Origin of the sequence: Polluticoccus soli (assembly GCF_029269745.1) — a bacterium.
GTDB classification, from domain to species: Bacteria; Bacteroidota; Bacteroidia; order Chitinophagales; family Chitinophagaceae; genus Polluticoccus; species Polluticoccus soli.
In genome coordinates this window covers 276,733-302,495 of the sequence record NZ_JARJHT010000001.1, presented here as the reverse complement: position 1 = coordinate 302,495, position 25,763 = coordinate 276,733, and the positions used below count along the sequence as shown (strand labels likewise).

Sequence of the window (25,763 nt, the reverse complement as noted above, 5' to 3'; positions counted from 1 at the left end):
GCCATGTGAGGACATTATCCAGTTTTCTGAACTTTTTCGGAACTTGCACCATCAATGGAAGAGAAGTTCACTTTATCGTTCCGGCACAACAACAAGGATTTTGAGCTCGATGCTAAGTTTATACGCCTCGGTTATATTCATCAGTTTCATGTCAGTTTTGAGGACCGGAATTTGATCGTTGAGTTCGATGAGGAGCGAGATTATCGAATTATAGACCCAATCGGCAATTCAACGAAGGCCTTAGACACCCAGTTTCTCCAGGCTTTGGTGAATAAGATTTCCTCCCTTCATTGATATACGTAGAACGTAGCATGTATCGTTACTAAGCCGACATATTGAGATAAAATCCCCTGTCAATCTTGACACTTTTCATTTAAAGCTGAATTTCGGCTTTGGTTTCCTCATAGTATATAATGTGCTGTCATCATTGCAAAAGCTTGATAACGGGGAACCGAACAGCCTTTATGCCAGTTTTATAGAGGTCAATGTTGACCTTCGACAGGTCATTTGACCTCTGATGCTGGGAAGCCAGGGAAAAACTTCCAAAATCTAGTCCTCGGAAATCCGTTGCAGCTAACATCGCTGGAAAGAAACAGTGATGGAGAATTACATACATAAAAATCTTTACGTTCTACCAGACGCGCAGAATACAGCAAAAGCAACAAAGGTCCCCGAGCCGACAAAGACGTCAAAAGCTAAGATAAAGGTCGAGGTTGACCTGGTCCTTCCTAAAAAACTGGTGGAGGCAATCGAAGCAATGGTGCTGTCGAACATAATGACAAACAAGTGCCTGAAGCTTGTTGATATCATCAGTCATAAAGCAATGACTGAACATAGGACTCTCAGTGCATTCGTTCCTTTGTCTAAGAATTACTTCAATAAGACCTTTAACCATGACTATTACAATGATTTCCTCAAGGCTCTAAAGCACCGGAAAATCATTGAATGTGATGAAAGATATGAGCCGGGGACTTCGAAGAGAAAAGGAGAATGTAAATCTTACAGGATAAATCCGGAACTGCTCGCCGGCGAATTTGTGATTGTTACTTATAAGGAGAAAAGAAAAGATAGTATTAATGCATCTTGGAATCATCTTCCTCAAAGGGATGATTCCAATACAGATAGTAATAACGATAAAGAAATAGAAGATTCTAATTCTTATTCTTCTCCTGTTCCCATACCTATTAGTGGCCGCTTTTTTAAAGGAGGTGATGGTAAAGGTCTGTTTGGTTCCCGTATTTATGAAGAGATGGTCATTAAGGACCTCTGCGTACTATCATATCAACCAGAAAGAATCATGGCAATAGCTAAGCAGCACGCGGCTGGCATGGGCGCGGATCTTCTGGTTGATGAAGATGTTCTGACCTGGAGTTTTGAGGTCGTAAATAACATTACCGGTACAGAATACTTTACTACAAGGGAAAAAGCCTTGGATTTGTGTAGAAGCCGACAGCTGTCCCTTATTCAGGATAAAAGGAAGTTTTATATTGATGACCTCGACAGCTTAATAAATGAGAAACAAATGGGCTTTCTCGATTGTTGCAAGTGGCAAACAGCAATGTTAGAGAACAGAATGTTCTATGCTGACCGGAATGAGACCAACAATCGGCTTGACCATAATCTGACCGGCATTTCCCGGCATGTCCTTAAAACAATAAAAGAAGACAATGATTTGGTTGAGATAGACCTCAAGAATAGCCAGTTTGCTATCCATGCATTCTGGATGAAAAGAGAAGGTCTGTATGAACTTTATCAGGACGTCAGGAAGTATTATCAGTTTTGTGCCTCGGGCATGTTGTATGATGAAATAGGGAAGAGGCTGAATCTAGACCGCAAAGATGCAAAGGACCTGATGATGGCGCTGGCCTTCGCAAGTTTCAAATATCATAGTCCCCAGAAAGAGTGGCTCAAAGAAATGTTTCCCAATGTGGTTAACCATATCGATGGGTTTAAAAGGACGAATGGTTCCGAAGCGTTTGCTGTAGAACTTCAGAAACAAGAGTCCAACATCTTTATTGATAACCTGTATCGGTCTATTAAGGAGCTCGGCATATTCTGTTTGCCAAAGCATGATTCTTTCCTCGTCAAGCGACAAGATGCTGGTGTCGTGATTGACCTGTTACAAGCGTTCTTTCAGTCTATCGGATTTGAATGCGCGCTTGATATAGAGGGGAAGAAGTATGTCGTACACGGTAAATAATTATCTGTTGGGAAGTTGGAAAATACTTTCTCCAACAAAGACTCGGGAATCCTGTTCCCTATACCTTCAGTTTATGATTCAATGATACAACAAGGAGATGAACTTATTTGGTCTGTATTAAGCACCGACAAACGATGTGAATGAAACAAGTGAGGGAATAGAATAAAACTTCCTCAAAACAAGTCCCGGCAGTTTAGAATCTGGCATCTTCGAAAGACAATACAATGAAGATAGCAAAAGTGAACGGCGAACGATTTACTCGTGCAACATCAAGAAATTCCTGCTAATCTAAAGCCTTAGGGAAGGGAAAATAAAAACATCAAAATCTCAATCGTTGACACAGTATTCATGCATCTTCGGTTTATAAAATTTATAGAAAATATGGACGTTAAACAACAATTTATTAAAATGAAACAAGAGAATAAACAAGTCGTAGTGCCAGCAAAAATTTTGTCTGCATTGGTGATATACAGAGTGACTGAAAAGATAACAGGACCTTTTGATCAGTTCGTGTTATTGAATCTGGAGAAGTCCAAATTTTTTAAACAGAAAAAGACAACTAATGAAGAACGCGATGCATTTGTGTTGAAAGTGGCAATTATTCTAGGCCAGTGCGTCGTAGAGGCGCTTAATGGCACTTGGTCAATGCAGACCGGCAATATTTTCGAAGCACAAGTCGTAATTGACCTTCCGCAACAAGTGGTTCATTATGACCCGTTTGAAGATGCAGCAAAGTTCATTACAGATCCGAAACGGTTCCCGTTGAAGATAGCATTTAGAAACCTTATAAAACAAATAAAAGAAAACCAATAATAGAATGAAAGAACAAGAACAAATGACCGACGAGATAGTAGCGCAGTTGGTCACGCAAACAGAGAAAGAGAAATTCGTAGAGTACCAAGATGAGGTGGCGGATTTAGGGCCAAGAGTATCAGATGAAGTCCCTGCTGACGTTCATGTCAAAGACCTCGAAGATTTAATGGCCAAGGCAGCCTGGAAGGTTCAATTCGAAACGGCACCAGCCTGGCTGAGGACTTACCTGATCACCGACTTTGGGATATATCTAGGGAAGATAATCAATAACATCAATCCATTTTTTCGGTGGTATAAAGGTGATGGTGAACAATTGCCGGTGTTAATGCACCATGACGGCTCAACCTTTTCTCCGTACGCAACTGTTCAAACTTTTCTTGAGCATCCCAAGAGGGGTTTTATTGATAGTGCAATATTGAAGGTACTCGAAGGTAAAGCACATCCGTATAGTTGGATGAGAATTTATGAAACAAATAAACGTGAGCTGATCGAACGCAGCTAAAAACAATGAATCGTGTAAAAGGTGGTTACAAAAAGAAGAAGAACGATATTTTTGACCCGGCCGGAGTTGTCGCGGCAGCAATGGAAGTATATCGTAGATATGGCGGCTTGCGACCGCCATATAATGAACGAATTTTGGCGCAACTAGAGAAGGGGCAGGAGGTAAAGGAATACCGAACGGCGGATACCACTCATAGAAAAGCATACTATCTCCAGTTTGGAGCAGTTTTTGGCACTTGCCTTGTCACTTGCTTTAGAGGCAAGTGGAGTGCTACGAGCGATGACCCATTGGACTATTCTGTGCATTTTTCAATAAATGGCGACAAACGGAAAATTTTTCCTTTCAAAGAGGCCAGGACCTTTCTTGAGAATCCGGAAACAAAATCACTGCTATATCGTTTTCTTGAATTTAAGAAGGCGGATGGCTGCGACAAGAATATGGATGTTGCTGCTGAATGGATAAGATTGACCGAACAACACGAACCATCAGAAACTGATCGGCCTATGACGATTGATAGCCGGTATCTCTATTGCGGACTGCTTCCTGGTATGGAAAAGGACTTTTTAGGTATTAGGCAACCTTTTGGGGAGCAATACGTAAATGAACTGACCGACGTCATAAATAAAGGCTACCGGGAAGAGTACCTCAGTTTCACGAAAGAAGAGCAAACCAATGTTATACTTCGGATAAGCTCGTTATACGGCAATTGTTTCGTAAAACCCTTCGATGGCAAATGGTGTCTCGATGCGGAAGATATGATGGACTATAAGCTGGAGTTTACTGTAAAGGATAACAAGCTGTCTTTTTATCCATTCCGGCAAGTCGAAGGATTTCTCTTTGATGACAATAAGTTCAACCTGGCGGTTGCGTTCTGGGGCATCAGGTCGCTCTTAACGGGAACGACAGAGGACTTGCCAAACTGTGAAGGCAAAGAAAGGTTCTCAATGCCGGCTATGTCCGAAGAAATGGAATCCCTAAATGATAAGAGCGCTCATCCTTTTAAGCTGGCGGTGGAGTGGGAACGGCCTCATGCTACAACTCCGGCTGTGCAAGAGGGGCACGATAACGATGATGAGGCATTCCATAATCGTATGACTGAGATGGTATATGCCATAAAGGACCAAGCAAAGTTCCCTCACGATTATGGTAAGGAATTGGTAGAATGGATAGAACGTTATTTCAGCTATGGCATTAAAGATGGTTTTAACGACGCTGAGGTGGCGGATAGAAACACGAAAATAATGAGCTGGGGAACGGCCTTTGGGCAATGTATGGTTGAAGCTCATGGTGCACGTTGGATACCTTCAGACGATGAAGAAAATTTAGTCGGCAGCCGTGTAGGTTTGGTTATTCAAGGTTTGACGCTGCTTGTATATCCATACCATGTTATTGCAAAATATCTGAAAGGTGAAGAAGATAGCTTGATGCAAACATTTTTAATGTTCGATGAGTTTAAAAAAGACCCAGGCGGGTTTCTGGATGGTTTAAACGTCGAGCGACAAGGGCGAGCTGCGTAGAGCCTATAATCAAGATGAAAGGCAATAAATGTATAAAAGCTACGTCGTGACTGAATACGATAAAAAGGGCTGAATTAAACAGCCCTTTTTTGTATTTCTTTTCAGTGGTTTTTGAGATTAAAGAGAGCAAAACCGTCTCCCAAGAAACCGTGCGAATAAGTGAGGTGGGATGGTGGCACGTAAAGAAAATACAGCATAACTCTCTGCGCTTCTTATGAAGTGTTTTGGAGCTTGTTCTTCCAGTCTTTTGTTTCATCTGAGCAGATGTCAAGGAAATCCATCAGAGCCTCTACGTCGTCAAGTATGGTGTCAAAATGGACGTCCAGGCCGGCATGCTGCTGGCGCATATAGTCAAAGAAGACTTTTCGAAGGTTACGACACATTCTTTCAGAACTATGGTCGTGAAGGAAATACCTGAACTTATCAAGGAGTTCTTGTGAAAAAAGGCCATTTTTCTGTTCATCACTCATATAAGTGAATATAGCCGACAGGGTGATCGGCTCGATGCTGTTTGCAAAAGATTAGCGTGTTGCTATTCAGGTCTATATTTAGCCTGGGCAACTATTGGGATAAGGGCGATTTCTGATTATTAAGTGGTGAATGTCAGTATTACATAAAAGAAACGCACGATTGGTTTTTGCCCTCTTTGAATGAGAAATTGAAATGAATTGGATCACTGCTGTTCAATTATTGATTATGGAAATACTCTAGACGTTTTATTCAAGGAACTCAATACACATTATAGCGTTGGTATTCATTCAGTTAAGTGTAAGTTGGATAAATCTCACAGTGTCTTTAGTTGTTGTAATTTATAATGTTCACATTATTTTAGCATTACTGGGGGTGTCTTTTTGTACCTTGAACACACCTCTTTGGTGCAAAAACAATTTTCCATGAGATTTTTTTTCTGCTTTTGCTTCTTGGCAATCTTCCTACACAGCTGCGGGTTTAAAGAACGAGAACAGACCATTGCTCGAAAAGAACAGGAAATAGAGGTAGTGCAATCCAAGCTATTATTAAAGGAACAACAACTGGCTGAAAAAGAAAAAGCTTTGCTCGCCAGGGAACTGTCCCGGGACAGTACGTACAAAATTGCCGATTCCTCAAACCAATACGAGCCAAGGATCGTCGGCAGATGGTTGGTGAAAATGAACTGCACTGAAACAACCTGTGAGGGTTCTGCAATAGGTGATATCAAGGTGGAACACTGGGATATAGAATATGGTGAAGCCAATTCCGTCACTGTGAAAGCCTATGCCGACAAGACGTTAGCGCGCATATATAATGGCAATTATAACAGCGGTGATGGATTACGCCTGGCTCACGAAAATTCCATTAATGTCTCGCTTTCTTTTACTGAAAAGGGCAACATGGAAGGGACAAGGGAAATAAATCGACCTGATTGCAAGATTGTTTACGCCCTGTCTGCCGAAAAAGCATTGTAATTCACCAATAGTTCAAGTATGGTATTACTATCCGCATTAGATCTTTCTCTTCCTTTAAAAAGTCCTGTGATCATATTTTCACTGGTTCTTTTTATTATTCTTTTCGCTCCTATTCTGCTCAACAAAATAAAAGTCCCTCATATTATAGGTCTCATTGTTGCTGGTGTAATCGTAGGACCTTACGGATTAAACCTTCTGAATCGTGATAGTAGTATTGTTTTATTTGGGACGGTAGGACTTCTATACATCATGTTTTTGGCAGGATTGGAAATGGACATTGCGGAGTTCAAAAAGAATAAGAAGACAATTATATTTTTCGGGTTGACTGTTTTTCTATTGCCCATGTTGCTGGGCACAGTTGCTGGCTATTTCCTTCTCGAATATAGTTTCATCTCTTCGCTGCTCCTGGCCAGTATGCTGTCAACACATACACTGGTTTCATATCCCATCGCCAGTAAATATGGCATAACGCGTAATCGTGCAGTTACACTCACTATTGGCGGGACGCTAATAACCGATGTACTTGCTCTGTTTACGCTCGCAGCCATAGCAGGAATGGCAAAAGGAGAAGTTTCTTCGGCTTTTTGGGTCCGTTTAAGTGTGTCATCAGTAATTTTTGTAGCCATAGTGTTGTTCATTTTTCCGCTAATCACCCGCTGGTTTTTTAAAAACTACGAAGACAGCGTTTCCCAATACATCTTCATACTTGCCATGGTGTTTCTGGCTTCATTTCTTGCACAAGCTGCGGGGCTGGAACCAATCATTGGTGCATTTTTGTCTGGCCTTGTTTTAAATCGCTTTGTGCCGCATTCATCACCACTCATGAACCGAATAAACTTTGTAGGCAATGCGATCTTCATCCCCTTCTTCCTTATTAGTATAGGCATGCTGGTGGATATAGCCGTATTTGCCAAGGGGTGGGGCCCACTGAAAGTTGCAGCAGTGATTATCTGCATATCCATCATCACACGTTACCTCGCTTCGCTGTTCACTCAAAAAGTGTTCGGCCTTTCAAAAATAGAGCGTAAGCTTATCCAGGGACTTAGTTCTTCGCATGCGGCAGCCACACTGGCAATCATCCTTGTCGGCTACAATATCATCATCGGTGAGTCCGATGCTGGAGAGCCCATCAGATTATTAAATGAAGACGTGCTCAATGGCACAATCCTTCTCATCCTCGTTAGCTGCGCCCTCAGTTCTTTTGTAGTTGAAAAAGCCTCGAAAGATCTTGCATTAGAGGAAAATGATGGGGCTGAAATTTCTGAAGCGGAAAGTGATGAAAAGATCCTTCTCTCCTTAGCTTATTCAGAGCTAGTGCCTGACTTGGTTGACTTGGGTATAAGACTACGTCCAAAGAAAGCTGAAGTGCCTTTGTACGGGCTCCATGTAATCGATGACGATAATATTTCTGATACCAGTAAACGAACAGGACAAAAAATACTCGAAAAGGCAGTTTCGCAAGCCGCGGGTTCAGGCAATAATATTATCTCGATTACACGATATGATTCCAGTATAAGCAACGGTATTGTGTATTCGATCCGGGAACACAACGTCACTGATATCGTTCTTGGTCTACATAAAGGTGCAGATGCAAAAACATTTCTTGGAGAGAAAACAGAAGCCATTATCAGGGATACCTTTGAAACGGTGTACATCTATAAACCAGTTCAGCCGCTCAACACACTAAAGCGCCTGGTCGTAGTGGCGCCTCCAAAAGCCGAAACAGAAGCAGGTTTTCTTCACTGGCTGCACAAGCTATTGGCGTTTGCAAAAGAGGGTGGTATGATGATAACGTTCTATGCCGAAACACAAACGCTTTCGTTTATTCAGGGAGTTACGCAACACAACGGTGAAGCACTAAGCATTTCTTTCAACGACTTTAACAATTGGGACGATTTTCTGGTCTTCAGTGGTGAAGTGAAAACAAATGACCTGTTTGTCATCATTTCCTCCCGAAAAGGCAACAGCTCGTACATACCGCAGCTGAGTAGACTACCTCATTATTTATCTAGTTATTTCACCACCAACAGTTTTATACTGTTATATCCGAAGCAGATCGAATCGGGCATCAACATGGAAGACATAGAGCAGGTGGATAGTTCTCTGATCGAAACCATTTCTGATCAAGTAGAAGCAATAGGAAATGTCGGTAAGTATTTAAGGGGAATATTTAAAAAATAGCAATATTATACTATTCCTATATCACGTAGGTGCACTGATCACTAATAAGCTCTTCGAAAGAGTAGTCTCGCCACTCCCACACCAAGGTTCCACTAATCATTAATATCGAAAATTGCTCATTTCAGACAAATATAATAGACATCTTAACAGGTTAAGCGCTAATTATTCATTTAACACAGCACATTAAAATTCAATTAGCGTGTGCACGATGGCACACATCTTTTACCAGAACAAGTCTGTTCTTTAGAAAATTATCTATGAAAAATCAATCTTATCAAAAATGCATTGATGCCTGTCTAAAGTGTGCGTTGGCATGCAACTATTGTGCTTCTGCGTGCTTGCAAGAAGAAGAGGTAAAGAAAATGGCTCACTGCATTCAATTGGACATGGAGTGTGCTGCAATATGCTATGCGGCAGCGCAGGTGATGAGTATAAACGGCCAGCTTGCTCAACAGATATGTAGCTTGTGTTCTAACATCTGCAGAGCTTGCGGCGACGAATGTGGCAAACATGCTGCGAATCATTGTAAACAGTGCGCCGATGTTTGCAGGGCGTGCGCCGAAGAATGTGCCAAAATGTTCGATGCGGCTGCATAGTAACTCAATAAATATCTAGATGGAAAATTATTTTCCCTGTAAATGAGCAAATTATAGCAGTCTTGTCATTGGAGTGCACATAAGTTGCCATACTATTTTCGTTCGACTGAATTTGAGTTTAGCCATTTAAGGTAAGCAAAGCCCAGCATGCCAGAAACTAACGAAGCACCAATCACTGAAACTTTTGCTATTAGCTGAATGCCTGGCAATTCATAAGCCAGAGTGGCGATAAATATCGACATGGTAAACCCTATCCCTGCTATCATGCCCATTCCCCAAATGTGTTTCCATTCTACGTTCTCTGGTAAAGCGCCAACGCCTAAACGGACAGCTACGATGCTAAACACAAAAATTCCGATTGGTTTACCTAAAACAAGCCCCATAAAGATTCCATGATGAACTATCGACGAATAAATGAAACCCAACTCATTAGGAATTATAATGGCCGTGTTCGCAAGCGCAAAAATTGGAAGAATAATAAAGTTCACAGGGTCATGCAGGGTATGTTCAAGTTTATTGATCTTTTGCAGTGGGATGGCAAAGGCCAGAAGTATTCCGGCAATTGTTGCATGAATTCCTGAATTGTAAACCAAGTACCAGAGAACTATCCCGAGTATGAAGTAGGTGCGGTACCTGGTTATCTTTAAATAGTTCAGCAAGCATAACGCAAAGAATAAACCTAAAGCCGCGAATAGGTACGGTAAATTAATAGACGCAGTATAAAACACGGCGATAGCGAGGATACCTCCCAGATCGTCGATGATAGCGAGTGCGGTAAGGAATATTCGCAATTGTAGCGGTGCTCGTTTCCCTAAAAGTGACAGTACACCCAGCGAAAAAGCAATATCCGTCGCCATTGGTATTCCCCATCCGCTACTAAATGGAGAACTACCGCACCAAAGTCCATAAAAGGCAGCAGGTACCACCATACCGCCAACTGCTGCTATTATTGGGAGCACTGATTTTTTTAAGCTCGAAAGCTCACCCACCAGAAGCTCACGCTTTATCTCCAATCCAACCAGGAAGAAGAATAAAGCCATTAGACCGTCGTTTATTATGTGCAGGATTGAATGAGGCACATGAAGGGGAATATTTACATGCAATTGCCGTTCCCAAAAAGCGATATACCCTGAACCCCAGCGGGAGTTACTAATCAACAGTGATAAAAAGGTGACACTGATAAGAACAATACCTATGGCACGGCTATCGTGGATGAATTCCATGACCGGAGATATAAATGTTCGTCGAAAGAGCTTTAGGCGTTTTATTACTCTAAGCATGGCTTCAAAAGTACAATTAGTGGCGTGTTTTGTTTCTGGGCGAGCCAATTGCTTTTAATAAAACATTGCTTTGGGAACGGCTAAAATAACACCCCAGCAAATAATCACTAATCAATCAGCTGCATGACATTGATATAACTAACAATTTTATTAGTGTGATCGCCATTCACAATGCTGGTCTCGACGGCATCGGATACCTTATTCTGGCACGACACTTCTTTCTGTTTTACCATTACAGACGAAGATTGTTGAGAACGATTAGGCGACGATATTGCACTATCTATTGCTTACCATGTATAAATCGGTTCCTTTGAAAAGGTGTCGTGATGTAATACTCGCGATTTGCTATCACGTTATTATTCTATTAAAATATGCTTAAAAGCCGAGGTGCTGCATAATCATTCCTTACCTTTGTGTTTTACCTATACCGTCGCCTGATACACTTCTTGCTATTTCATATAGCGTTCGTATTCTTTTAGGCATACTGCCATACTTTCAGCGGGTATTATATACTGTGCAAAATCTTAACGCCGTTGTTTACGGCCCAAGAATATTTATGGGAAATATTTGGAAACATGGTTATTAGAATAGTACAGTCGAAATTGGGGTAGTTTATGACTCCGCATGTCAAGTTGGAGGCATTGCCGAACTTAGTGCGACAAATAATTGAAACAAGAAACAATGTCGTCTTCGACCGAGGACATTTTGTAGGCTTCAGCAATTCGAGCCTTGATGTTGAATTTGTTTATTACGTAGAAAATTCGAATTACAATTTCTACATGGATCAACAGCAATTGATCTTTTTGACATTGCTGCTTTATTTGAAAAAGAAGAACTCGAGTTTGCGTACCCGGCGTGGTCATTAGTTATCCATCGTAAACCCGCATCTCTTATAGATGCATAAAAGCAACAGTATGCAAAAGCGACTTTTTATAGTGTCTAACAGATTACCAGTCAACATTCAAAATGACGAACAGATTAGCGTTTCGTCGGGAGGATTGGTTTCGGCAATTAGTAGTTATTTGAATGGTAACAAGAATAACATCGTTGACGTTACCGAAAAGATATGGGTAGGCGCTCCTGAATGTAGCTTTGGCACCTGGGCGAAACTGGAAGATAAAATTCCTGAGTCGGGCTATACCTATAAACCAGTATTTATAGGCAAAAAGGTTTACGAAAGCTACTACAATGGCCTTTCTAATTCAATGATATGGCCTTTGTTTCATTATTTTCCGTCTTACGCCGAGTATAAGGACTTGCATTTTGAGGCGTATATCCAGGCAAATAGAGCTTTTGCTGATGTATTAGCCACGCATCTGCATCCCAATGACATCGTCTGGATCCATGACTATCACTTATTGCCTTTGGCGGAAATGTTACGCGAACAATTTCCTGAACTCACAATAGGTTTTTTTCTTCACATACCATTTCCGTCTTTTGAGATATTCAGAATAATGCCTAGAGCATGGCAAAAGGCGTTAATTAAGGGTATGCTTGGCGCGGATCTGATAGGGTTTCACACCATCGACTACGCAGGCCATTTCCTTAAATCTGTGCAAATGATTCTCGGATTGAGTAATGATATGCATACAATACGTTACAATAGCCGCCTTGTTAAAGTGGATATATTTCCCATCAGTATAGACTTTGAAAAATTTCATGAATCGTATAGTGCGAAATCTATTGTAGAACGTCGCAATGTTTTAAAAGAACAATTTCAAAGCCGAAAGATTATTTTTTCGGTCGATAGGTTGGACTATACAAAAGGGGTATCAAGTAGGTTACGCGCTTATGAGCAATTTCTGTCGGATTTTCCAGAATTCAGGGAAAAAGTAGTATTTGTTATGGTTGTTGTGCCGTCCAGGGATACGATTTCCAAATATGCGGAAAGGAAAAAGATGATTGATGAATACATAGGAGATCTCAACAGCCGCATTGGCAATATTAACTGGCAACCTGTTATTTATCAGTACAACAATCTGGACTTTTCAGAACTTCTTGCTTTATATACAGCTTGTGACCTTGCACTAATCACGCCGTTGAGAGATGGTATGAACCTAGTAGCAAAAGAATTTGTAGCAAGTAGAAAGGATAAATGCGGCGTACTGATTTTAAGCGAAATGGCTGGAGCAGCCCGAGAACTGACGGATTCTTTGATAATAAATCCGAACGATACTGCTGAGATAGCTCAAAAAATAAAACAGGGATTAGAATTGAGTAAGGAACAGCAGTCGAGGAGAATAACAAACATGCAGTCAAGATTACGCGAATATGACGTGCGAACTTGGGCAGCTGACTTTATTGAGCAGTTGCTTAATGTAAAGAATAAACAAAATGACTTTGAAATTAAATTCCTTGATAGCAATTCCAAAATTGAACTTGTTAGTAGCTTTCAGTCTGCAACCAGGCGACTTCTTCTGCTTGATTACGATGGCACTTTGATGCAATTGAAGTCACATCCATTAGCTGCTGAACCGACAAAAAACATATTAGAAATACTGAGTACTCTAGGATCAGATAAGAGGAATGATGTAAACATCATTAGCGGGCGAGATAGTAGAACGCTAGATCAATGGTTGGGTGACTTACCTGTAAATATTATTTCTGAACATGGTGCTAGCTTCAAATTGAATGGCGGTACCTGGGTGCGAGAACCTTCCATCAGTGATGAATGGCTTGAACCAATTCAGGCCGTTATGATCTCATATGCGAAACGCTGCGTTAATTCCTTTGTCGAGGTAAAGGATTTCTCTGTCGCATGGCATTATCGAAATGCCGATGAGGAACAAGGGACAGTGAGAGCAACCGAATTATTTAGTGAACTATTAGATTATACGAACAACCTGAATATCCAGGTTATACGAGGACATAAAGTTATTGAGGTGCGTAATAAAGGGATAAATAAAGGCACGGCAGTAAAAAGGCTCCTAAATAATATTAAGTGCGATTTTGTTTTGGCATGCGGCGATGATACAACTGACGAGGACATGTTCGCTATTTTGGCACGCGACTCCAGGGCTTTCACAATTAAAGTTGGATCTGAGGCATCTTATGCGAAATACAATTTGCACACGCCGCATATGGTATTGTCAATGCTTGAAATGTTATCTGGTACCGCTTTGGCAAATTTGGCCATTTAATATCTTTAATTATGTTTAATATAACAAAAGAAAGTGACGTTTTAACAGAGAAATTCTTACAGGCTGTTCACAGACTATATGGATGGGAATATGATCCAGATGAAGTTGTGCTTGCTGAAAAACGGAAAACTTACGGTTGGATTATCGAAGAGTATATTCTAAAACCCTTAAGCGGCAACACAAAGCTTTCCATTAGTGACAGATTGCAGCACTTGCCATTTCCTCCGCCAATTAGCACGATTAGTGATTTTCTGTATGTTCAAGCTCAAATGATTGCTGTGACTACATTAATGAACGCGTCGGAAAGCATTGAGGAGTTTAAAGTACTTTATAAGAATACCAGGTCCCACAATAATCAAGCTTATTCAGGGTGAACTTTTAGCAGAACTTGTTACGGTGAAGAGATATAATGATAAGTAACAATAAATGAACGGCAACTTGAAGATGTGCCGTAGGACGACATTTGATGTTACAAAGCATAGTCGATGATAATTGTTGAATAATGCAAAGCTTGTTCGTCAGGATTAACTGTTAGCTAGAAATACATTGTGTCAAATAAAGCGAAGATTAGAAAATGAGAAAACGCCTGAAGCTATCCATCCGGGAGAAGCTGAAGTATACTTTTGATGTTGCCACCAATGCTCGTATAAGGGCAAATATTCTTGAAGCGATTCCTTTTTGGATAGCCGCCAGCATTACCGGTACAGTTGCTGTAGTCTATACATTTCTTTTCGACAAAACAGATCAATTCCTCCACAGACTGCTTGAATGGCATAAAAGTGGAATTTTTATTTTAGCTCCACTAGCATTCCTTATTTCATGGCTGCTTGTAAAAATAATTGAGCCCAATGCAGGTGGTAGCGGGATTCCCCAGGTAATGGCTGCAATTGAAATATCATCGGGTAAAAATTCCCATAAAGTGTCGAAATTGTTGAGTCTGCGAATTGCGTCTACAAAAATAATTTCCAGCATGTTTATGGTCTTGGGAGGTGGTGCTATTGGACGTGAAGGACCGACAATACAAATAGCTGGTTCGATTTTCAAGTCTGTAAGTAATCGGATACCAGAGTCCTGGCCCAAACTCTCACAACGAAGTTTTTTATTGACTGGTGCGGCCGCGGGGCTGGCAGCGGCTTTTAATACGCCATTAGGCGGAATTGTGTTCGCTATAGAAGAGTTGGCTAAAGTCCACATAAGTCTTTTTAGGACGGCACTTTTTACTTCTGTGATTATTGCAGGGCTTACTGCTCAGGCAATGCTCGGACCCTATTTATTTCTTGGATACCCTGATGTGAAATCAACAGGCTCATTAATCTTTTTCGGTGTCTTTGTCGTGGCAATTATCGCAGGCATCGGAGGCGCCTTAATGTGCAGTTCTATCCTTATGCTATTGAATTGGAAGCGAAAGTTATCTATTGCAAAGTCGATTGCGTTCATCCTGTGTGTCGGTCTTATCGTTGCAACTGTTGCCTATTTTTTTGATATATACATTCTTGGGTCAGGCAAAGACTTACTTAATCAAACACTATTTACAAAGGAAAAATACCTAGGTATCGTAACGTGTTTTGCAAGAGTGTTAGGACCGGTATTGTCCTTTTCAGTGGGCGGTGCGGGAGGTATTTTTGCACCCTCACTTTCTGCAGGTGCTTCGATTGGGAGTTTACTATCGGAAATTCTTCATTTTACCGGTGCAAATGCCAATTTGCTGATTCTAAGTGGAATGGTGGGGTTTCTTACAGGGGTCACTAGAACCCCTTTTACATCAGCAATTCTGGTGCTGGAAATGACGGACAGGCATAGCGTAATATTCTACCTAATGCTTGCTAGCGGGCTGGATACCCGGTGTGTACCTGGTGCGTATGGAAGAAAACGGCAAAGCCATCCATACCCAAAGGCTCACCATCAGTCACTAATTGTTTTGCAACAGGGCTTCCCTATTGGGAAGCCTTGTTTTTTTTATTAAATTCATGATACCTAAAACTGCAGCTATGACCAGATACACTACACTCACCCTTGCTTTTTGCTTTTTGTTTTTGCCTTTTATGCGCGCCCAGAAATACCAATGGGTGAAAGGTGGTGGCAGCAGTGCGGCCATACAAAATAGGGACGAGGAAGTTAAACACATGTGCACGGACGATAACGGCAATATCTATGTTTTGTCTGAGGTTGGCGATCATAATATCGAAGCCGATACTTTTTTTATGGCCAGCGCTTTCAACACCAGCATGAATCCAATCCCACACATTTTGTTTACCAGCTATACCTGCGGAGGGACTATGCGTTTTGCTAAGTTGCTTGAGGCCAAAAATAGTTGCCAACCCAAAGGGATAGTATATGGCAATGGTAAGGTATACATAACCGGCCTCATGATAGGCGATAGCAAAAGAATCGGTTATGACGCAACTTTCAGCCCTCAGTATCAAACGATGTTTTTAGCAAAATTCGATACGAGTGGGCAATATGCTTGGAATAAGTTTGTAGGGGATGATGTTATTGCCAATCTTACTTCAACAAGCACGGCCGCCGGAGCTTTGGCAATAGATGGCCAAGGCAATATTCATCAATACAATTACATAAAGTCTGGATTGGAAATTGCTCCTTCAGTAATTACTACAGCAGGTAACTACGACATTAAGTACGATGTAAACGGCAACCTGCTAAGTGCAATAAAACTACAACTCGCCGACACGGGTTTTTTTGTTAAGAAAGTTGAGATCGATAAACAAAACAACAATATTTATGCTTTGATGGCCTTGGGAGGTGGTTCCACTACCAAATCAGCGAGTTACCTGGTTGCCTACGACCCGGCAGGCAATATACTTTGGCTGGATTCACTGAAAGCCTATACAGGGCTGGCGAACCTCCGGTTCAAAGCGGAGGAGGGGTTATACGTTATTGGTGGTGCTAATCCCTTGAAAACTTTTGATCTCGGTGGGCTGACTGTAACTAATACATATCCTTATGGAGCTTTATCTACTATATCTAAGGTTGATCCAAGCGATGGCAGCGTTAAATGGATACGTCAGGTAAATGGCTCAACCGGCGTCAATAGCCTTGCGGATATTGAGCTGCTTACCGGTAATAAAATAGCTGTGTCGGGTATTTTTAATGGCAAGGCAAAGTATAAAACAGACAGTATTGTATCACCACCTGGTGGTACTACACACCCTTTGTTTGTCATTATAGACACGGCAGGCAACCTGGTAAAGCTCGACCAGTTGCATGCTACGGGAGGCTACAATTCCGGGTCTGTAATGACGAAGGATAATAAGAACAATGTGTACATTGGCGGTTATACGTCTACCAGTATAACGGCCACAGGGCTTACTACACCCTACTTCACCAATGGCAGTACCGATTTTTTTGTAGTGAAGTATGGTTATCAATGTTGCACTGCGCCACCAGTAGCCAACTTTACTGCTGTTGTTCCTAATGGCAAGGTGGGTTATTTTACCTACACAGGTACTTCTTCTTACGACAGCCTGAAATGGAATTTCGGCGACGGAGGTATGGATACTGCAAAGAGTCCCTCGCATGCATACAATGTCAGCGACACGTTCATGGTATGCGTGACGGTGTACTCTGAGTGTGGTACAGACACCAAATGTCAGAAGGTGGTGATCACGGTGGGTATAGACGATCTTGCGATGGGTGCCATCAGCATTTACCCCAACCCGATGAACGGCTTGCTTACCATAGAGGGAGCAGAGACGGGTGCAAAGATCTCTTTACTGAACATGCTGGGCCAACAGGTATACAATGGAGTGATCAACAGCAGCAAAGAATCCATCAATACAGCTAACCTGCCTTCCGGTAATTACATCTTGCACTTGACGGCTGCAAGTGGAGAAAGAAGAAGCATCAAACTGACTAAAGAATAAACCATGCATGTCACGTTTCAGTTCAGTTGTTTTTGCCGTCTTTGAAATACTAGGTCGAAGTTAGATGGATGATAGAAGATCAGCGGAACAAAAACGAGTTTGTTCAATGTATCGTTACGTCGTACATCCGATTTCGTTTTCTCGTGATGTCAGTTGTTAATGCCTGACCGTTTTACGAGAACTCTCCAACCTATACACTGGAAAATCTATGGTGCACATCATTTGACCTTTAATCTTTCCGCAGAGCATACAAGGCCCTATTCTTGCATCCCTATTTTATGCCGTATTTATATTCTTTATTAGATTCAGATAGAAGAAGTATCTACAGAGGTAATACCAATTATATCCTTTTAAGAATATCCTTACAGTTATAAATAAGAATGTAAGAAATGACATGCCGGATTGATGGTACGCATCCCTTCGAGACAGGAGGTGGCATGTGCTATTAAAAGGCAACATGCCATTGGAACCTGAATCTAAGCATGGCAGGCTTTTCTATATTCACCTGCCAGCGAAATACCATCCCCTTTACTGATAAGTAACAGCCTTTCCAAGAGGCCATGCTTGTAATCTACCGGGTCGTTAGCCTTGAGGAACGTTGCCCGGATTTAGGGTTATCCGACGATTGGCAGAATCAACCTTCTGCCGCCAATGAGTTGAATGGGTTTGTCAATATCCCGTTCGGTCAAGTTATAGCCAACACCGAACTATATATTCTTTTAAATACTTGAGAGAAGTACTTAAGCGCATATTAGCCGATGTTATTTTGCCGGTAAAATGGAGATAAAGCGTTCCATGAGTCAACATTGATTGTTCGGGAATTGCATTTTGGATAGTCAAATTCCTGCCGGAACGTGAATAGAGTAGTAGATTGTTAGGAAAGGAGAAAATAGGTCAATGTTGACCTCCTAAAGGCCAAATGACGTGATTCCTGTTGGGAATAGGTAGAAGTAAAAAAGCCCGGTATAAGCCAGGCTTTTTTTATAAAGGGATTAGAGAGAGACGTGTTTATCTGGTTTGCGGCCAGACCATAAAGCTGTAAAATCAAGTTGGTGTAACAAAGGATATTGATGCCATTAACGAGCGATTAACTATGCTGCAGCGGCATTGTGGTGGCTGTAAGTGAAAAGAAAAAGCCAGCCTGAGAACAGACCAGCCCCTATAAACCCTATCACTATGAAAACATGTTGAAGTTAGCACAGTTTAAGTTACAAAAATGTCAAGATTGACAGTGCGTATTTCTTTAATGTGATCCCTTGGTTTTGGAATGAAAAAGGTCATTTGACCTATTTGATTTTGTAACCAAGTTCCTTGGCTTTGGCTAAGAATGGCTGGATGTTGGCCAGCGTGAACTGGTTGCAGACAACGATTTTCTTGTCCTTCAGTTTGATGACATGCTCTTCTTTGAAGAAGTACCTCTTGCTGGTCGGGTCTATAGTCAACGCTGTATCAACATCCTGAAATATGCCAAAACGTTTGAGGAGGTCGTCAGGGAACGCTTCTTTTAATTTCTTATAAGTCATGCCTGGATTGTCAGCGACGTACTGACCAATAACTGCTCGAACCAATGGCCCCTTACCGTATTCTTCGCCCTGGAACTTATACTTTGAATTGTCCCTGGAGGGTGCGGGTAGCTCGAAGCTCACTTTTGGCTTTTCAGTTTCTGCTTCCTGTTTTTGTTCATCGACAGGATTTTCAACTTTTGCTTCAGGTTTTTCCTCCTTCGCCAGCGTGTCAGCGAGGGCGTAAACAGTTTCAGTGCCATCGAAGAATTCAATGATTTTTCCCTCGGTTTTGAGGCTTCTCAAAAGGTTATAGAGTATGATTCCTTTGATGCCGGTTAGTTCGGAGAGCTTTGCTTTTGCGATGTTGGGATTCTTCTTGAGTGCTGTCAGAATTTGCTTTGTGTTTTCCATACGATTTTGATGTTTTATACAGCGAGTGTATTGGGAAAACACGGAAACGGGGTAGGAAAGGGGAGACTTTAGCGAATCGCTTGCGAAAATGTGGCAATTCATGTATTTTTATTTATCCCAAGTGAAGGCGATACCCCGGCAATAAAATGGACGCGTAATCAATGAGGAATACAATCATATTGCATATACAACAAGCACTACTCGCGAGGCAGGCTTTTTTCTTTAGAGAACAGGATATTCAACTGTATCTATTTAATTATTTAGCAGCTACCGGGGCATATGACAATGTTTTTTTCGAATATCATATCCCAGCCCAGTTGCTTCCTGACTACTTGTGGAATGATGTCAACAATGTGTACATCGATATTGTTGTTGAAAGCAACAACACCTATTAGCCAATAGAGATAAAGTACAAGACAAGAAATCAGGTCACTCCGCATTTTGTATTTGGAGAAAATGTGGAGGTATTACTTGGCCAACATGGAGCACAGAATATTGGTTGTTACGATTTTTGGAAAGACGTAAAGAGAATTGAGATTTTTGAGCAACGCTTTCATAACGTCGAGCGGGGGCTAGTTCTATTTGTTAGCAATGATTCAACCTATCAGAATGCTCCGAATCTTCCTCATTTCGGATACGCTCCATTTTCTATTCATGAAGGAAGGCAGGTTCACGCTGGTACGAATCTGAATTGGAATGGCGTACCAGCAGTAGCCACCGGAAGACCTGGATTTGCCTTGAATAATAATTATGTCATTTCTTGGGCGCCACTTCCACTTGATCAGCATTGTTATATTCTAACATAAAGATTGTGCATCCAATTGAAGGTAGAATAGTGGTCTTAGCAAAACATGAGGACAAGGTATATTATTGTAACACTAGGTTCATTTTTGCGAAGGAGTTTTCGGGAACATTGCAATCGCAATTTACTCAATGCAGGGTAGTTTCATATGATAAAGCGAGTGCCACTTTAGTTTTAAAATACGAATTGGGCAGGGTTTTGAGTAGAGAAGACTATTTAGCGAACTCTGGTGCCAATAGAGACATATTCGGATTGCTTGCCGTTAAGAGCATAGTATTGCGAAGCCCGTTAAAGCTGCGGGAACCCAATGTCAGTAGTAGCAAGAGAGAGCCAGGGGACACGTCCTTTGCTAATTGGCCTACGAGAACGGTAGTTGTAGAGTTTCAAAATAAGCCTTCAGCACTGGACAGCACTTCGCCAAAACAACTCAGTCATTCAGGTATGCTGAAGGTCAAAATTACTGACCTGGAGTTTGACGACGGCGCGATTTCGTATTCTACAGATCTAAAAAGCATCGGCAGGAACATTGAAGTTCGTATAATTAACCCCTTTAGTCGTAAAGAGTACGATTCAATAAAACCATATTTCGCAAAGCAACTAGGGCAGAAAATGGTTGTTATCAACTATAGGATTAAATATACGGCGGAGGAGGTTATAGAGGTTCACGCAGAGTCCGCTGATTTAGATAGGATTAATGATTCTCTCATTGAGAAGGTCGTCGATTACGCAATTGATGATTCCATGTCTAAAATTGCCCTAGATAAGATGGCTGTAGTAGAAGATGTATTTAAAGACATTTTACCTGACAAGCTTGATTTAAAATCGTTGATGGAGAAGATTGCTTCGGAGAGCAAGACAAAACATCATCAACATTTGCAGTTTTTAGCGGAAAATCAAGACCAGTCATTGGTCAAACTGAAAATGACAGGAAAGCCAGTTTCTTTCCTTTTTGCGCTTGCTACTGGAAAGGCTAGGTATATAGTTTGGGAGACCTACAACACTGAAGAGGCTACATATATTTGGCGGATCGGATTGGCAGAAGATTTTTCAAAAGCGATGCAAATAATTGAGGATGATATTATAGAAATGAGAAACAGCCGAAAAAGAGCCTATCGGAAGGATAATCGAGATAATCCTGATTTCACGATCATAGAGCATCAGTATGGTCTGCCGGGTAATGGTTTTGACAAATGGAGAGCAGCTTTTGAAGTTTTTGTATTGTGATTCTTCCCCTTAATATTGAATTTGTTTAAATGGGTTATTGTCCCAGTCGCGGGCAATTTGCGAAACATTTACGTTTTTCCGGTTGCAGTTGTTTGGCAGCATCTTCTATGTTCGAGGTATACAAAGAGGATTTATGAACGCAAATGACCAATTCAAAGGATCGCACAATTACTCTTAAACGATATTCAAAATATCATCAACTAAGTTCCTGACGGAGTCATTTACTTCATCAACAAATTGAAACCTCTTTTTTACTTCCAACCCCAGTTCATCGCGTAAAGGCAGTCCATCATTTCCAAGGACACAATCAAATTTAATTACCTCGTAAATAAATGATTTCGAACTTTGAAATTTCTTGTACTCGTTTTCGTCTAAGTGCTTTTTGGGAAATCCTACTTGCAAGGGCATCTTGCGAAATGCATAGTCAAAAAGACTTTTATAGTAGGGGTCTTTCTTTTCTCCCAATCCAGCCCCATCGAGTACTTCATCAATTGTTTCGTCCTCTCCCCATTCCCGCTTATCACATATCTTGCGACGATGAAAGAATCGAGCCATAACAGTCATATCGATGTCGCAGAGAATATCATACACAAAACCAAGTGAACGAAAGTACATGAACTGCCTAAGCCAATCAAGTGGTTTAAGCTTCAGAAATAGATCTGATAGTTCGAATGAAATCTGGCTATAAAGCCGTTTAAATTCAAACGGCTCTGCTGGGTTTAGCTTATTAAACAAGCGATTATAAATTTCTCTGGCTTCGCCAAATCGCCCAGAGTCTTTGTACTTATTGGCTAACTCAAAATAGAAGTGCTTATGCTCATAGTCAGCTAAATTTTCCTTGTCAATTATCTGTAATAGATACTTGATGCCATCCTCCAACGGCAAACTGGCCGCATATAATTTATGAATATCAATATAGACTGGCTCATAAGGAGAAAGAGCTATTCGGGAAAACACTCTTGAATACAATTCTGTACGTAGATGTTTTTTGCTTTTATCTCTAGAATAATAGTCTATAAGCCTTTTAGCAACTCGAGTGTACTCGTTTCCAGAAAAACCAAACATTGAGTCTGTTTCTTCCAAAAAATCGATGGCTGCAGTGTAGTCTTGTTGATTCTTTATCTGTGTAGCCTGTTTCAACAAGTCAGAAATATTATACTCCTTTTCAACCATGATGGTGGGTTCATCAAGCGCTATAAAAACTCGGTTACTCTTAAACATCAGTTTTGGATAAAAGGTTATGCAATGATCAATTGGAGCTCCGTTACATAAAATTATCCAGTTTCCTCAGTCGGACAAGCTTATTCTGGAAACTATCAACCATAAAAGGAGGTACAGTCCAGATACATGCGTAATGTTTTTGGGCAGAACTTCGTCAATGAAAAACCTGAATTTTCTATTTAATCCGTCTATGCGGCTTTATTGGAATATAGGTTTACATAGTTAATTGCGAAACATTAGCAATTGGGCGTTCCTGGTTCGGAAAATGTCTTCTATACTCGTCAGTATAAAAGATGAATTTATGAATGCAAATGACCAATTCAAAGGACATACGGGGACAGAGAATTATTACAAGCACATTTTAGGAATGCTTTACACCGATGGCATTCAAGCTCTGTGCGAAACATTTAATTGCTTTTGGTTGTTGGACCTGGTTTGTTCCTATCAGCCTGGATTGAGGAACGAAGAATTCCAAGTTTGGCATTTGGGTGTCAATGAAGAAGGTTCAGCAGTTGTTCTCTGCACTGATGGAAACAATAGGTTGCTTGCTCACCAAGGTATTCCATTTACTGATTTTGGCGCAAAAGAGGTTACTGTTTGGGTTGAAGGCAATGTTGTTTTGCTGCCGAGCGAACATTGAAGAATCCATAAACTAAAAGAATTGCGAAACGTTAGCAATCCCGGCGTTCTTGGTGAGAGAAGTATCTTCTATACTTACGGTATAAAAGATAACAGGAATGGAAATGGTAATCAAGATTGGAGATAAGGTAACGTTTGACACGGACAAGATAGAGCAGTTTAAAGCTGAAACTTCATCACCGGACAAAGCGGTTCAGGATTACAGGCAATTAGTTCTTGCTGGAGTTGACCAGGTTGGCATCGTGAAGGAAATAGGATATTCCTTGGCAACTGTGGAATATCCTGACGGATGGGAATTACCTATTCCAGTCAAGTATCTTATTGTTCTTGTGGTCTAGGATCAGTATTTTTATTGAGTCAATGACTAGCGCTAGCCATAACACCGTTTGTAGACTGTGCAGAAAGGAAGCTGCACTACAACAAAGCCATATCTATCCAAAATTTATATTGAAATGGCTTAAGGATTCCGGGACAGGATATATCCGGAGCGGCGAAAATATGAACATTCGCCGCCAAGACGGTTTTAAAATGCCATTGCTTTGCACTGATTGTGAAAGACTGTTTGGTAATTTTGAAACCTATTTTGCAGCGTCAATATTTTACCCTGTAATTGACAAGGACGACAATTTTTCATACGATGAACGATTGTTAAAATTTGTAGTTTCCGTTATGTGGAGACTAATGCACCATTCATTGATAGATGACCATAGCGGTCTTCCTTTTTATAACGAAGTGCTGAGGGCAGAAAAAATATGGTCAGAATACCTGCTAGATGATAAACCCCCAACGGAATTCAATCACCTTCACATGTGGATTGGCGTTGATATTGAACAGCCTGACGGAAGCATTCAAGTTGAAATGCCATCCCGATTGGTTCAGTACCTGGCCAGAATGGTTGACAGCGGTATTACAGACAACGGAGATGATTTTTGCATGTTTTATCTAAAGCTTCCACGGTTTATTTTCATAATTCCTTTGACGACATACGATGAAAGTAAGTGGTTAAATACCAGGATAAGTCCAGCAGGAGGGCTATTTGCTATTAAAGAAGCGGGAATTGCCGACACAGCGGTAGGTCAATTCATACTCGGACGACCCTTGAAACTAGAAAAGGCAATGAACCAGATGAGCTCAGTTCAACGGCAGAAGATGAGACAGGCTGGTGTTGATAACAGAGAAAGGTTGAAAGAAAACGATCTGGGCGACATTTTAACCTATCAGGAAAACAAGCAGGCCAATAATTGAATAATAATTATTTTTCTTGAAATTCCTCAAAGGTTGAAAAATTCTTATGGTCTCGACCTTTTACTTTTGCCAATTTAGTTCCATTTATTCGTGATTGAATATAGGCAACGAGATCATCAAATTTGTCTATTGGCAAATTATAGATTGTCCTTGTTGCAGGTACATTGAACTCTTTCTTCAATAGTCCGCCGAAGACATGATATTTGACGCCTCCTTTTCCAACTTCATATTCTTTGTATTCATTATAGCGTTGAATAAGGTGGCCAACATAAAGAGCCTTTTTCGCATCATAACCGATGCAGTCGGGTGGATATTTTTGCTTTACGGTCTTCTTGTTATTGTTTATAGTGATTTTGTTCTTATCACCTACGATAGCATTGTGGGTATTTGAAACGTTGACTGTTTTACTGGCTACTTTCGGTGCAACTACTGGTTTAGAGAGAAGAGAAATCTTCTTCTTAAACACCTCGGGTTGACTAATATCTCCTTTGGTAATCTTCGAATGACAGTTTCTGCAAAGCAATAGGAGATTTTGCTTTTGATGATTTGATGGGTCTTCATCAATGTGATGAATCTCGAAATGTCCTACATCATCGTTTTCGCAAAACGGGCAACATGAGTTTATCTCCTTCTGTAGTTCTGCTCTAACTTTAGCTTCTTTGGGAATCTTTGTTCTGGTTTTTGTATTGGTCATTTTCAAAGGCTTTTTATTGTATAGATAGTGGGAGAACTCAGCGCATTCGCTGTAATGTTTAAAGTTGGAGATTTGAAGTTTATTTGTTCTTCTTTCGTTGTCCCAGTCACCTGAAGTGCATGCTTGGGGCTGACCTTCAAAGTGTGCGATGCTATCCTCAAATAAATTAATTTCTGGACAGGCCCGTTGAAAGTACCAGTGATTTGCACCCTTTATAATCGTTGGGCCCTCACCTTGGACCTCAATTTTTTCATTGAAGTACTTATCTGACAGGTCACCATGGCTCTTCATTAGATCCTCCCATGTTCCTAATCCATGACGAACCTCTTTGTAATATGAGAATAGATAATTTGTAAATGCTGCACGCTGGCAGATATTTAGTAAAGGACACCTATTAGGCAGCTTTTTTGTCTCACTTATTTTAAAATACTGGTCTTTGTTCATGGTGACATTAATCGATACATACA

22 protein-coding genes are annotated in these 25,763 nt (G+C 40.9%); 16 read left to right on the top strand and 6 right to left on the bottom strand.

The features are described 5' to 3' along the window. Positions 1-598 precede the first annotated feature (598 nt). The 4 genes from P2W83_RS01570 to P2W83_RS01555 all read left to right on the top strand — a co-directional run bounded on the left by P2W83_RS01570 (position 599) and on the right by P2W83_RS01555 (position 5,032). Entirely contained in the window at positions 599-2,200 is a 1,602-nt protein-coding gene (locus P2W83_RS01570) for a hypothetical protein (RefSeq protein ID WP_276131922.1), read from the top strand. 381 nt (positions 2,201-2,581) lie between these two features. Further along, positions 2,582-3,013, top strand: a complete 432-nt coding sequence (locus P2W83_RS01565; protein ID WP_276131921.1) for a hypothetical protein — start codon at positions 2,582-2,584, stop codon at positions 3,011-3,013. A 4-nt stretch (positions 3,014-3,017) separates the two neighbouring features. Then, on the top strand, positions 3,018-3,515 hold the full coding sequence (locus P2W83_RS01560) for a hypothetical protein (RefSeq protein WP_276131920.1): 498 nt from the start codon (positions 3,018-3,020) through the stop codon (positions 3,513-3,515). A 5-nt stretch (positions 3,516-3,520) separates the two neighbouring features. Next, the gene (locus P2W83_RS01555; protein WP_276131919.1) at positions 3,521-5,032 is read left to right on the top strand and encodes a hypothetical protein; all 1,512 of its coding nucleotides are present in this window, start codon (positions 3,521-3,523) and stop codon (positions 5,030-5,032) included. A gap of 212 nt (positions 5,033-5,244) precedes the next feature. Here the strand turns inward: P2W83_RS01555 and P2W83_RS01550 are convergent, their stop codons facing one another. Further along, on the bottom strand, positions 5,245-5,502 hold the full coding sequence (locus P2W83_RS01550; RefSeq protein ID WP_276131918.1) for a hypothetical protein: 258 nt from the start codon (positions 5,500-5,502) through the stop codon (positions 5,245-5,247). A gap of 423 nt (positions 5,503-5,925) precedes the next feature. Here P2W83_RS01550 and P2W83_RS01545 point away from each other — a divergent pair, with 423 nt between their 5' ends. The 3 genes from P2W83_RS01545 to P2W83_RS18660 all read left to right on the top strand — a co-directional run bounded on the left by P2W83_RS01545 (position 5,926) and on the right by P2W83_RS18660 (position 9,254). Beyond that, positions 5,926-6,477, top strand: a complete 552-nt coding sequence (locus tag P2W83_RS01545; protein ID WP_276131917.1) for a hypothetical protein — start codon at positions 5,926-5,928, stop codon at positions 6,475-6,477. An 18-nt stretch (positions 6,478-6,495) separates the two neighbouring features. Next, entirely contained in the window at positions 6,496-8,658 is a 2,163-nt protein-coding gene (locus P2W83_RS01540; protein WP_276131916.1) for a cation:proton antiporter, read from the top strand. Positions 8,659-8,915: 257 nt separating this feature from the next. Then, a complete protein-coding gene (locus tag P2W83_RS18660) occupies positions 8,916-9,254 on the top strand; it encodes a four-helix bundle copper-binding protein (protein ID WP_338090242.1) in 339 nt (112 codons plus the stop codon). 92 nt (positions 9,255-9,346) lie between these two features. Here the strand turns inward: P2W83_RS18660 and nhaA are convergent, their stop codons facing one another. Together nhaA and P2W83_RS01525 are read right to left on the bottom strand one after the other, a co-directional pair. Beyond that, the gene (gene nhaA / locus P2W83_RS01530; protein ID WP_276131915.1) at positions 9,347-10,477 is read right to left on the bottom strand and encodes a Na+/H+ antiporter NhaA; all 1,131 of its coding nucleotides are present in this window, start codon (positions 10,475-10,477) and stop codon (positions 9,347-9,349) included. 164 nt (positions 10,478-10,641) lie between these two features. Beyond that, positions 10,642-10,767 (bottom strand): hypothetical protein, encoded by a 126-nt coding sequence (locus tag P2W83_RS01525; RefSeq protein WP_276131914.1) that lies wholly within the window; start codon positions 10,765-10,767, stop codon positions 10,642-10,644. Positions 10,768-11,448: 681 nt separating this feature from the next. Here P2W83_RS01525 and P2W83_RS01520 point away from each other — a divergent pair. The 4 genes from P2W83_RS01520 (at position 11,449) to P2W83_RS01505 (ending at position 17,555) form a co-directional block, all read left to right on the top strand. After that, positions 11,449-13,674 carry a bifunctional alpha,alpha-trehalose-phosphate synthase (UDP-forming)/trehalose-phosphatase gene (locus tag P2W83_RS01520; protein WP_276131913.1) on the top strand — a complete coding sequence of 742 codons (2,226 nt, stop codon included), beginning with the start codon at positions 11,449-11,451 and terminating at the stop codon, positions 13,672-13,674. An 11-nt stretch (positions 13,675-13,685) separates the two neighbouring features. Next, entirely contained in the window at positions 13,686-14,048 is a 363-nt protein-coding gene (locus P2W83_RS01515; RefSeq protein ID WP_276131912.1) for a hypothetical protein, read from the top strand. Between the two features lie 200 nt (positions 14,049-14,248). Next, entirely contained in the window at positions 14,249-15,637 is a 1,389-nt protein-coding gene (locus P2W83_RS01510) for a chloride channel protein (RefSeq protein ID WP_276131911.1), read from the top strand. Between the two features lie 25 nt (positions 15,638-15,662). Continuing rightward, on the top strand, positions 15,663-17,555 hold the full coding sequence (locus tag P2W83_RS01505) for a T9SS type A sorting domain-containing protein (protein ID WP_276131910.1): 1,893 nt from the start codon (positions 15,663-15,665) through the stop codon (positions 17,553-17,555). 1,286 nt (positions 17,556-18,841) lie between these two features. Here the strand turns inward: P2W83_RS01505 and P2W83_RS01500 are convergent. Next, the gene (locus P2W83_RS01500; RefSeq protein ID WP_276131909.1) at positions 18,842-19,471 is read right to left on the bottom strand and encodes a hypothetical protein; all 630 of its coding nucleotides are present in this window, start codon (positions 19,469-19,471) and stop codon (positions 18,842-18,844) included. A gap of 161 nt (positions 19,472-19,632) precedes the next feature. On the opposite strand from P2W83_RS01500, the gene P2W83_RS01495 reads away from it, so the two are divergent. Together P2W83_RS01495 and P2W83_RS01490 are read left to right on the top strand one after the other, a co-directional pair. Then, a complete protein-coding gene (locus P2W83_RS01495; RefSeq protein WP_276131908.1) occupies positions 19,633-19,866 on the top strand; it encodes a hypothetical protein in 234 nt (77 codons plus the stop codon). A gap of 416 nt (positions 19,867-20,282) precedes the next feature. Continuing rightward, positions 20,283-21,497 carry a hypothetical protein gene (locus tag P2W83_RS01490; RefSeq protein ID WP_276131907.1) on the top strand — a complete coding sequence of 405 codons (1,215 nt, stop codon included), beginning with the start codon at positions 20,283-20,285 and terminating at the stop codon, positions 21,495-21,497. A 174-nt stretch (positions 21,498-21,671) separates the two neighbouring features. Here P2W83_RS01490 and P2W83_RS01485 read toward each other — a convergent pair whose 3' ends face one another. Then, entirely contained in the window at positions 21,672-22,718 is a 1,047-nt protein-coding gene (locus P2W83_RS01485) for a hypothetical protein (RefSeq protein WP_276131906.1), read from the bottom strand. A 301-nt stretch (positions 22,719-23,019) separates the two neighbouring features. On the opposite strand from P2W83_RS01485, the gene P2W83_RS01480 reads away from it, so the two are divergent. The 3 genes from P2W83_RS01480 (at position 23,020) to P2W83_RS01470 (ending at position 24,602) form a co-directional block, all read left to right on the top strand. Continuing rightward, on the top strand, positions 23,020-23,358 hold the full coding sequence (locus P2W83_RS01480; RefSeq protein ID WP_276131905.1) for a DUF6876 family protein: 339 nt from the start codon (positions 23,020-23,022) through the stop codon (positions 23,356-23,358). A gap of 103 nt (positions 23,359-23,461) precedes the next feature. Further along, positions 23,462-23,695, top strand: a complete 234-nt coding sequence (locus P2W83_RS01475) for a hypothetical protein (RefSeq protein ID WP_276131904.1) — start codon at positions 23,462-23,464, stop codon at positions 23,693-23,695. Positions 23,696-23,855: 160 nt separating this feature from the next. Beyond that, a complete protein-coding gene (locus P2W83_RS01470) occupies positions 23,856-24,602 on the top strand; it encodes a hypothetical protein (RefSeq protein WP_276131903.1) in 747 nt (248 codons plus the stop codon). A gap of 7 nt (positions 24,603-24,609) precedes the next feature. On the opposite strand, the gene P2W83_RS01465 is transcribed toward P2W83_RS01470, so the two are convergent. Continuing rightward, positions 24,610-25,740 (bottom strand): HNH endonuclease signature motif containing protein, encoded by a 1,131-nt coding sequence (locus tag P2W83_RS01465; RefSeq protein ID WP_276131902.1) that lies wholly within the window; start codon positions 25,738-25,740, stop codon positions 24,610-24,612. Between the last annotated feature and the right edge of the window lie 23 nt (positions 25,741-25,763).

Excerpts from the sequence above, each read along its gene's own strand:
- P2W83_RS01465 (WP_276131902.1), bottom strand. The coding sequence starts at position 25,740 with ATGAACAAAGACCAGTATTTTAAAATAAGTGAGACAAAAAAGCTGCCT.
- P2W83_RS01550 (WP_276131918.1), bottom strand. The coding sequence starts at position 5,502 with ATGAGTGATGAACAGAAAAATGGCCTTTTTTCACAAGAACTCCTTGAT.
- P2W83_RS01515 (WP_276131912.1), top strand. The coding sequence starts at position 13,686 with ATGTTTAATATAACAAAAGAAAGTGACGTTTTAACAGAGAAATTCTTA.
- P2W83_RS01475 (WP_276131904.1), top strand. The coding sequence starts at position 23,462 with ATGGTAATCAAGATTGGAGATAAGGTAACGTTTGACACGGACAAGATA.
- P2W83_RS01480 (WP_276131905.1), top strand. The coding sequence starts at position 23,020 with ATGAATGCAAATGACCAATTCAAAGGACATACGGGGACAGAGAATTAT.
- P2W83_RS01520 (WP_276131913.1), top strand. The coding sequence starts at position 11,449 with ATGCAAAAGCGACTTTTTATAGTGTCTAACAGATTACCAGTCAACATT.
- P2W83_RS01510 (WP_276131911.1), top strand. The coding sequence starts at position 14,249 with ATGAGAAAACGCCTGAAGCTATCCATCCGGGAGAAGCTGAAGTATACT.
- P2W83_RS01540 (WP_276131916.1), top strand. The coding sequence starts at position 6,496 with ATGGTATTACTATCCGCATTAGATCTTTCTCTTCCTTTAAAAAGTCCT.
- P2W83_RS01470 (WP_276131903.1), top strand. The coding sequence starts at position 23,856 with ATGAACATTCGCCGCCAAGACGGTTTTAAAATGCCATTGCTTTGCACT.
- nhaA (WP_276131915.1), bottom strand. The coding sequence starts at position 10,477 with ATGGAATTCATCCACGATAGCCGTGCCATAGGTATTGTTCTTATCAGT.
- P2W83_RS01495 (WP_276131908.1), top strand. The coding sequence starts at position 19,633 with ATGAGGAATACAATCATATTGCATATACAACAAGCACTACTCGCGAGG.
- P2W83_RS01500 (WP_276131909.1), bottom strand. The coding sequence starts at position 19,471 with ATGGAAAACACAAAGCAAATTCTGACAGCACTCAAGAAGAATCCCAAC.
- P2W83_RS01505 (WP_276131910.1), top strand. The coding sequence starts at position 15,663 with ATGACCAGATACACTACACTCACCCTTGCTTTTTGCTTTTTGTTTTTG.
- P2W83_RS01560 (WP_276131920.1), top strand. The coding sequence starts at position 3,018 with ATGAAAGAACAAGAACAAATGACCGACGAGATAGTAGCGCAGTTGGTC.
- P2W83_RS01485 (WP_276131906.1), bottom strand. The coding sequence starts at position 22,718 with ATGTTTAAGAGTAACCGAGTTTTTATAGCGCTTGATGAACCCACCATC.
- P2W83_RS01545 (WP_276131917.1), top strand. The coding sequence starts at position 5,926 with ATGAGATTTTTTTTCTGCTTTTGCTTCTTGGCAATCTTCCTACACAGC.
- P2W83_RS01565 (WP_276131921.1), top strand. The coding sequence starts at position 2,582 with ATGGACGTTAAACAACAATTTATTAAAATGAAACAAGAGAATAAACAA.
- P2W83_RS18660 (WP_338090242.1), top strand. The coding sequence starts at position 8,916 with ATGAAAAATCAATCTTATCAAAAATGCATTGATGCCTGTCTAAAGTGT.
- P2W83_RS01570 (WP_276131922.1), top strand. The coding sequence starts at position 599 with ATGGAGAATTACATACATAAAAATCTTTACGTTCTACCAGACGCGCAG.
- P2W83_RS01525 (WP_276131914.1), bottom strand. The coding sequence starts at position 10,767 with ATGGTAAAACAGAAAGAAGTGTCGTGCCAGAATAAGGTATCCGATGCC.
- P2W83_RS01555 (WP_276131919.1), top strand. The coding sequence starts at position 3,521 with ATGAATCGTGTAAAAGGTGGTTACAAAAAGAAGAAGAACGATATTTTT.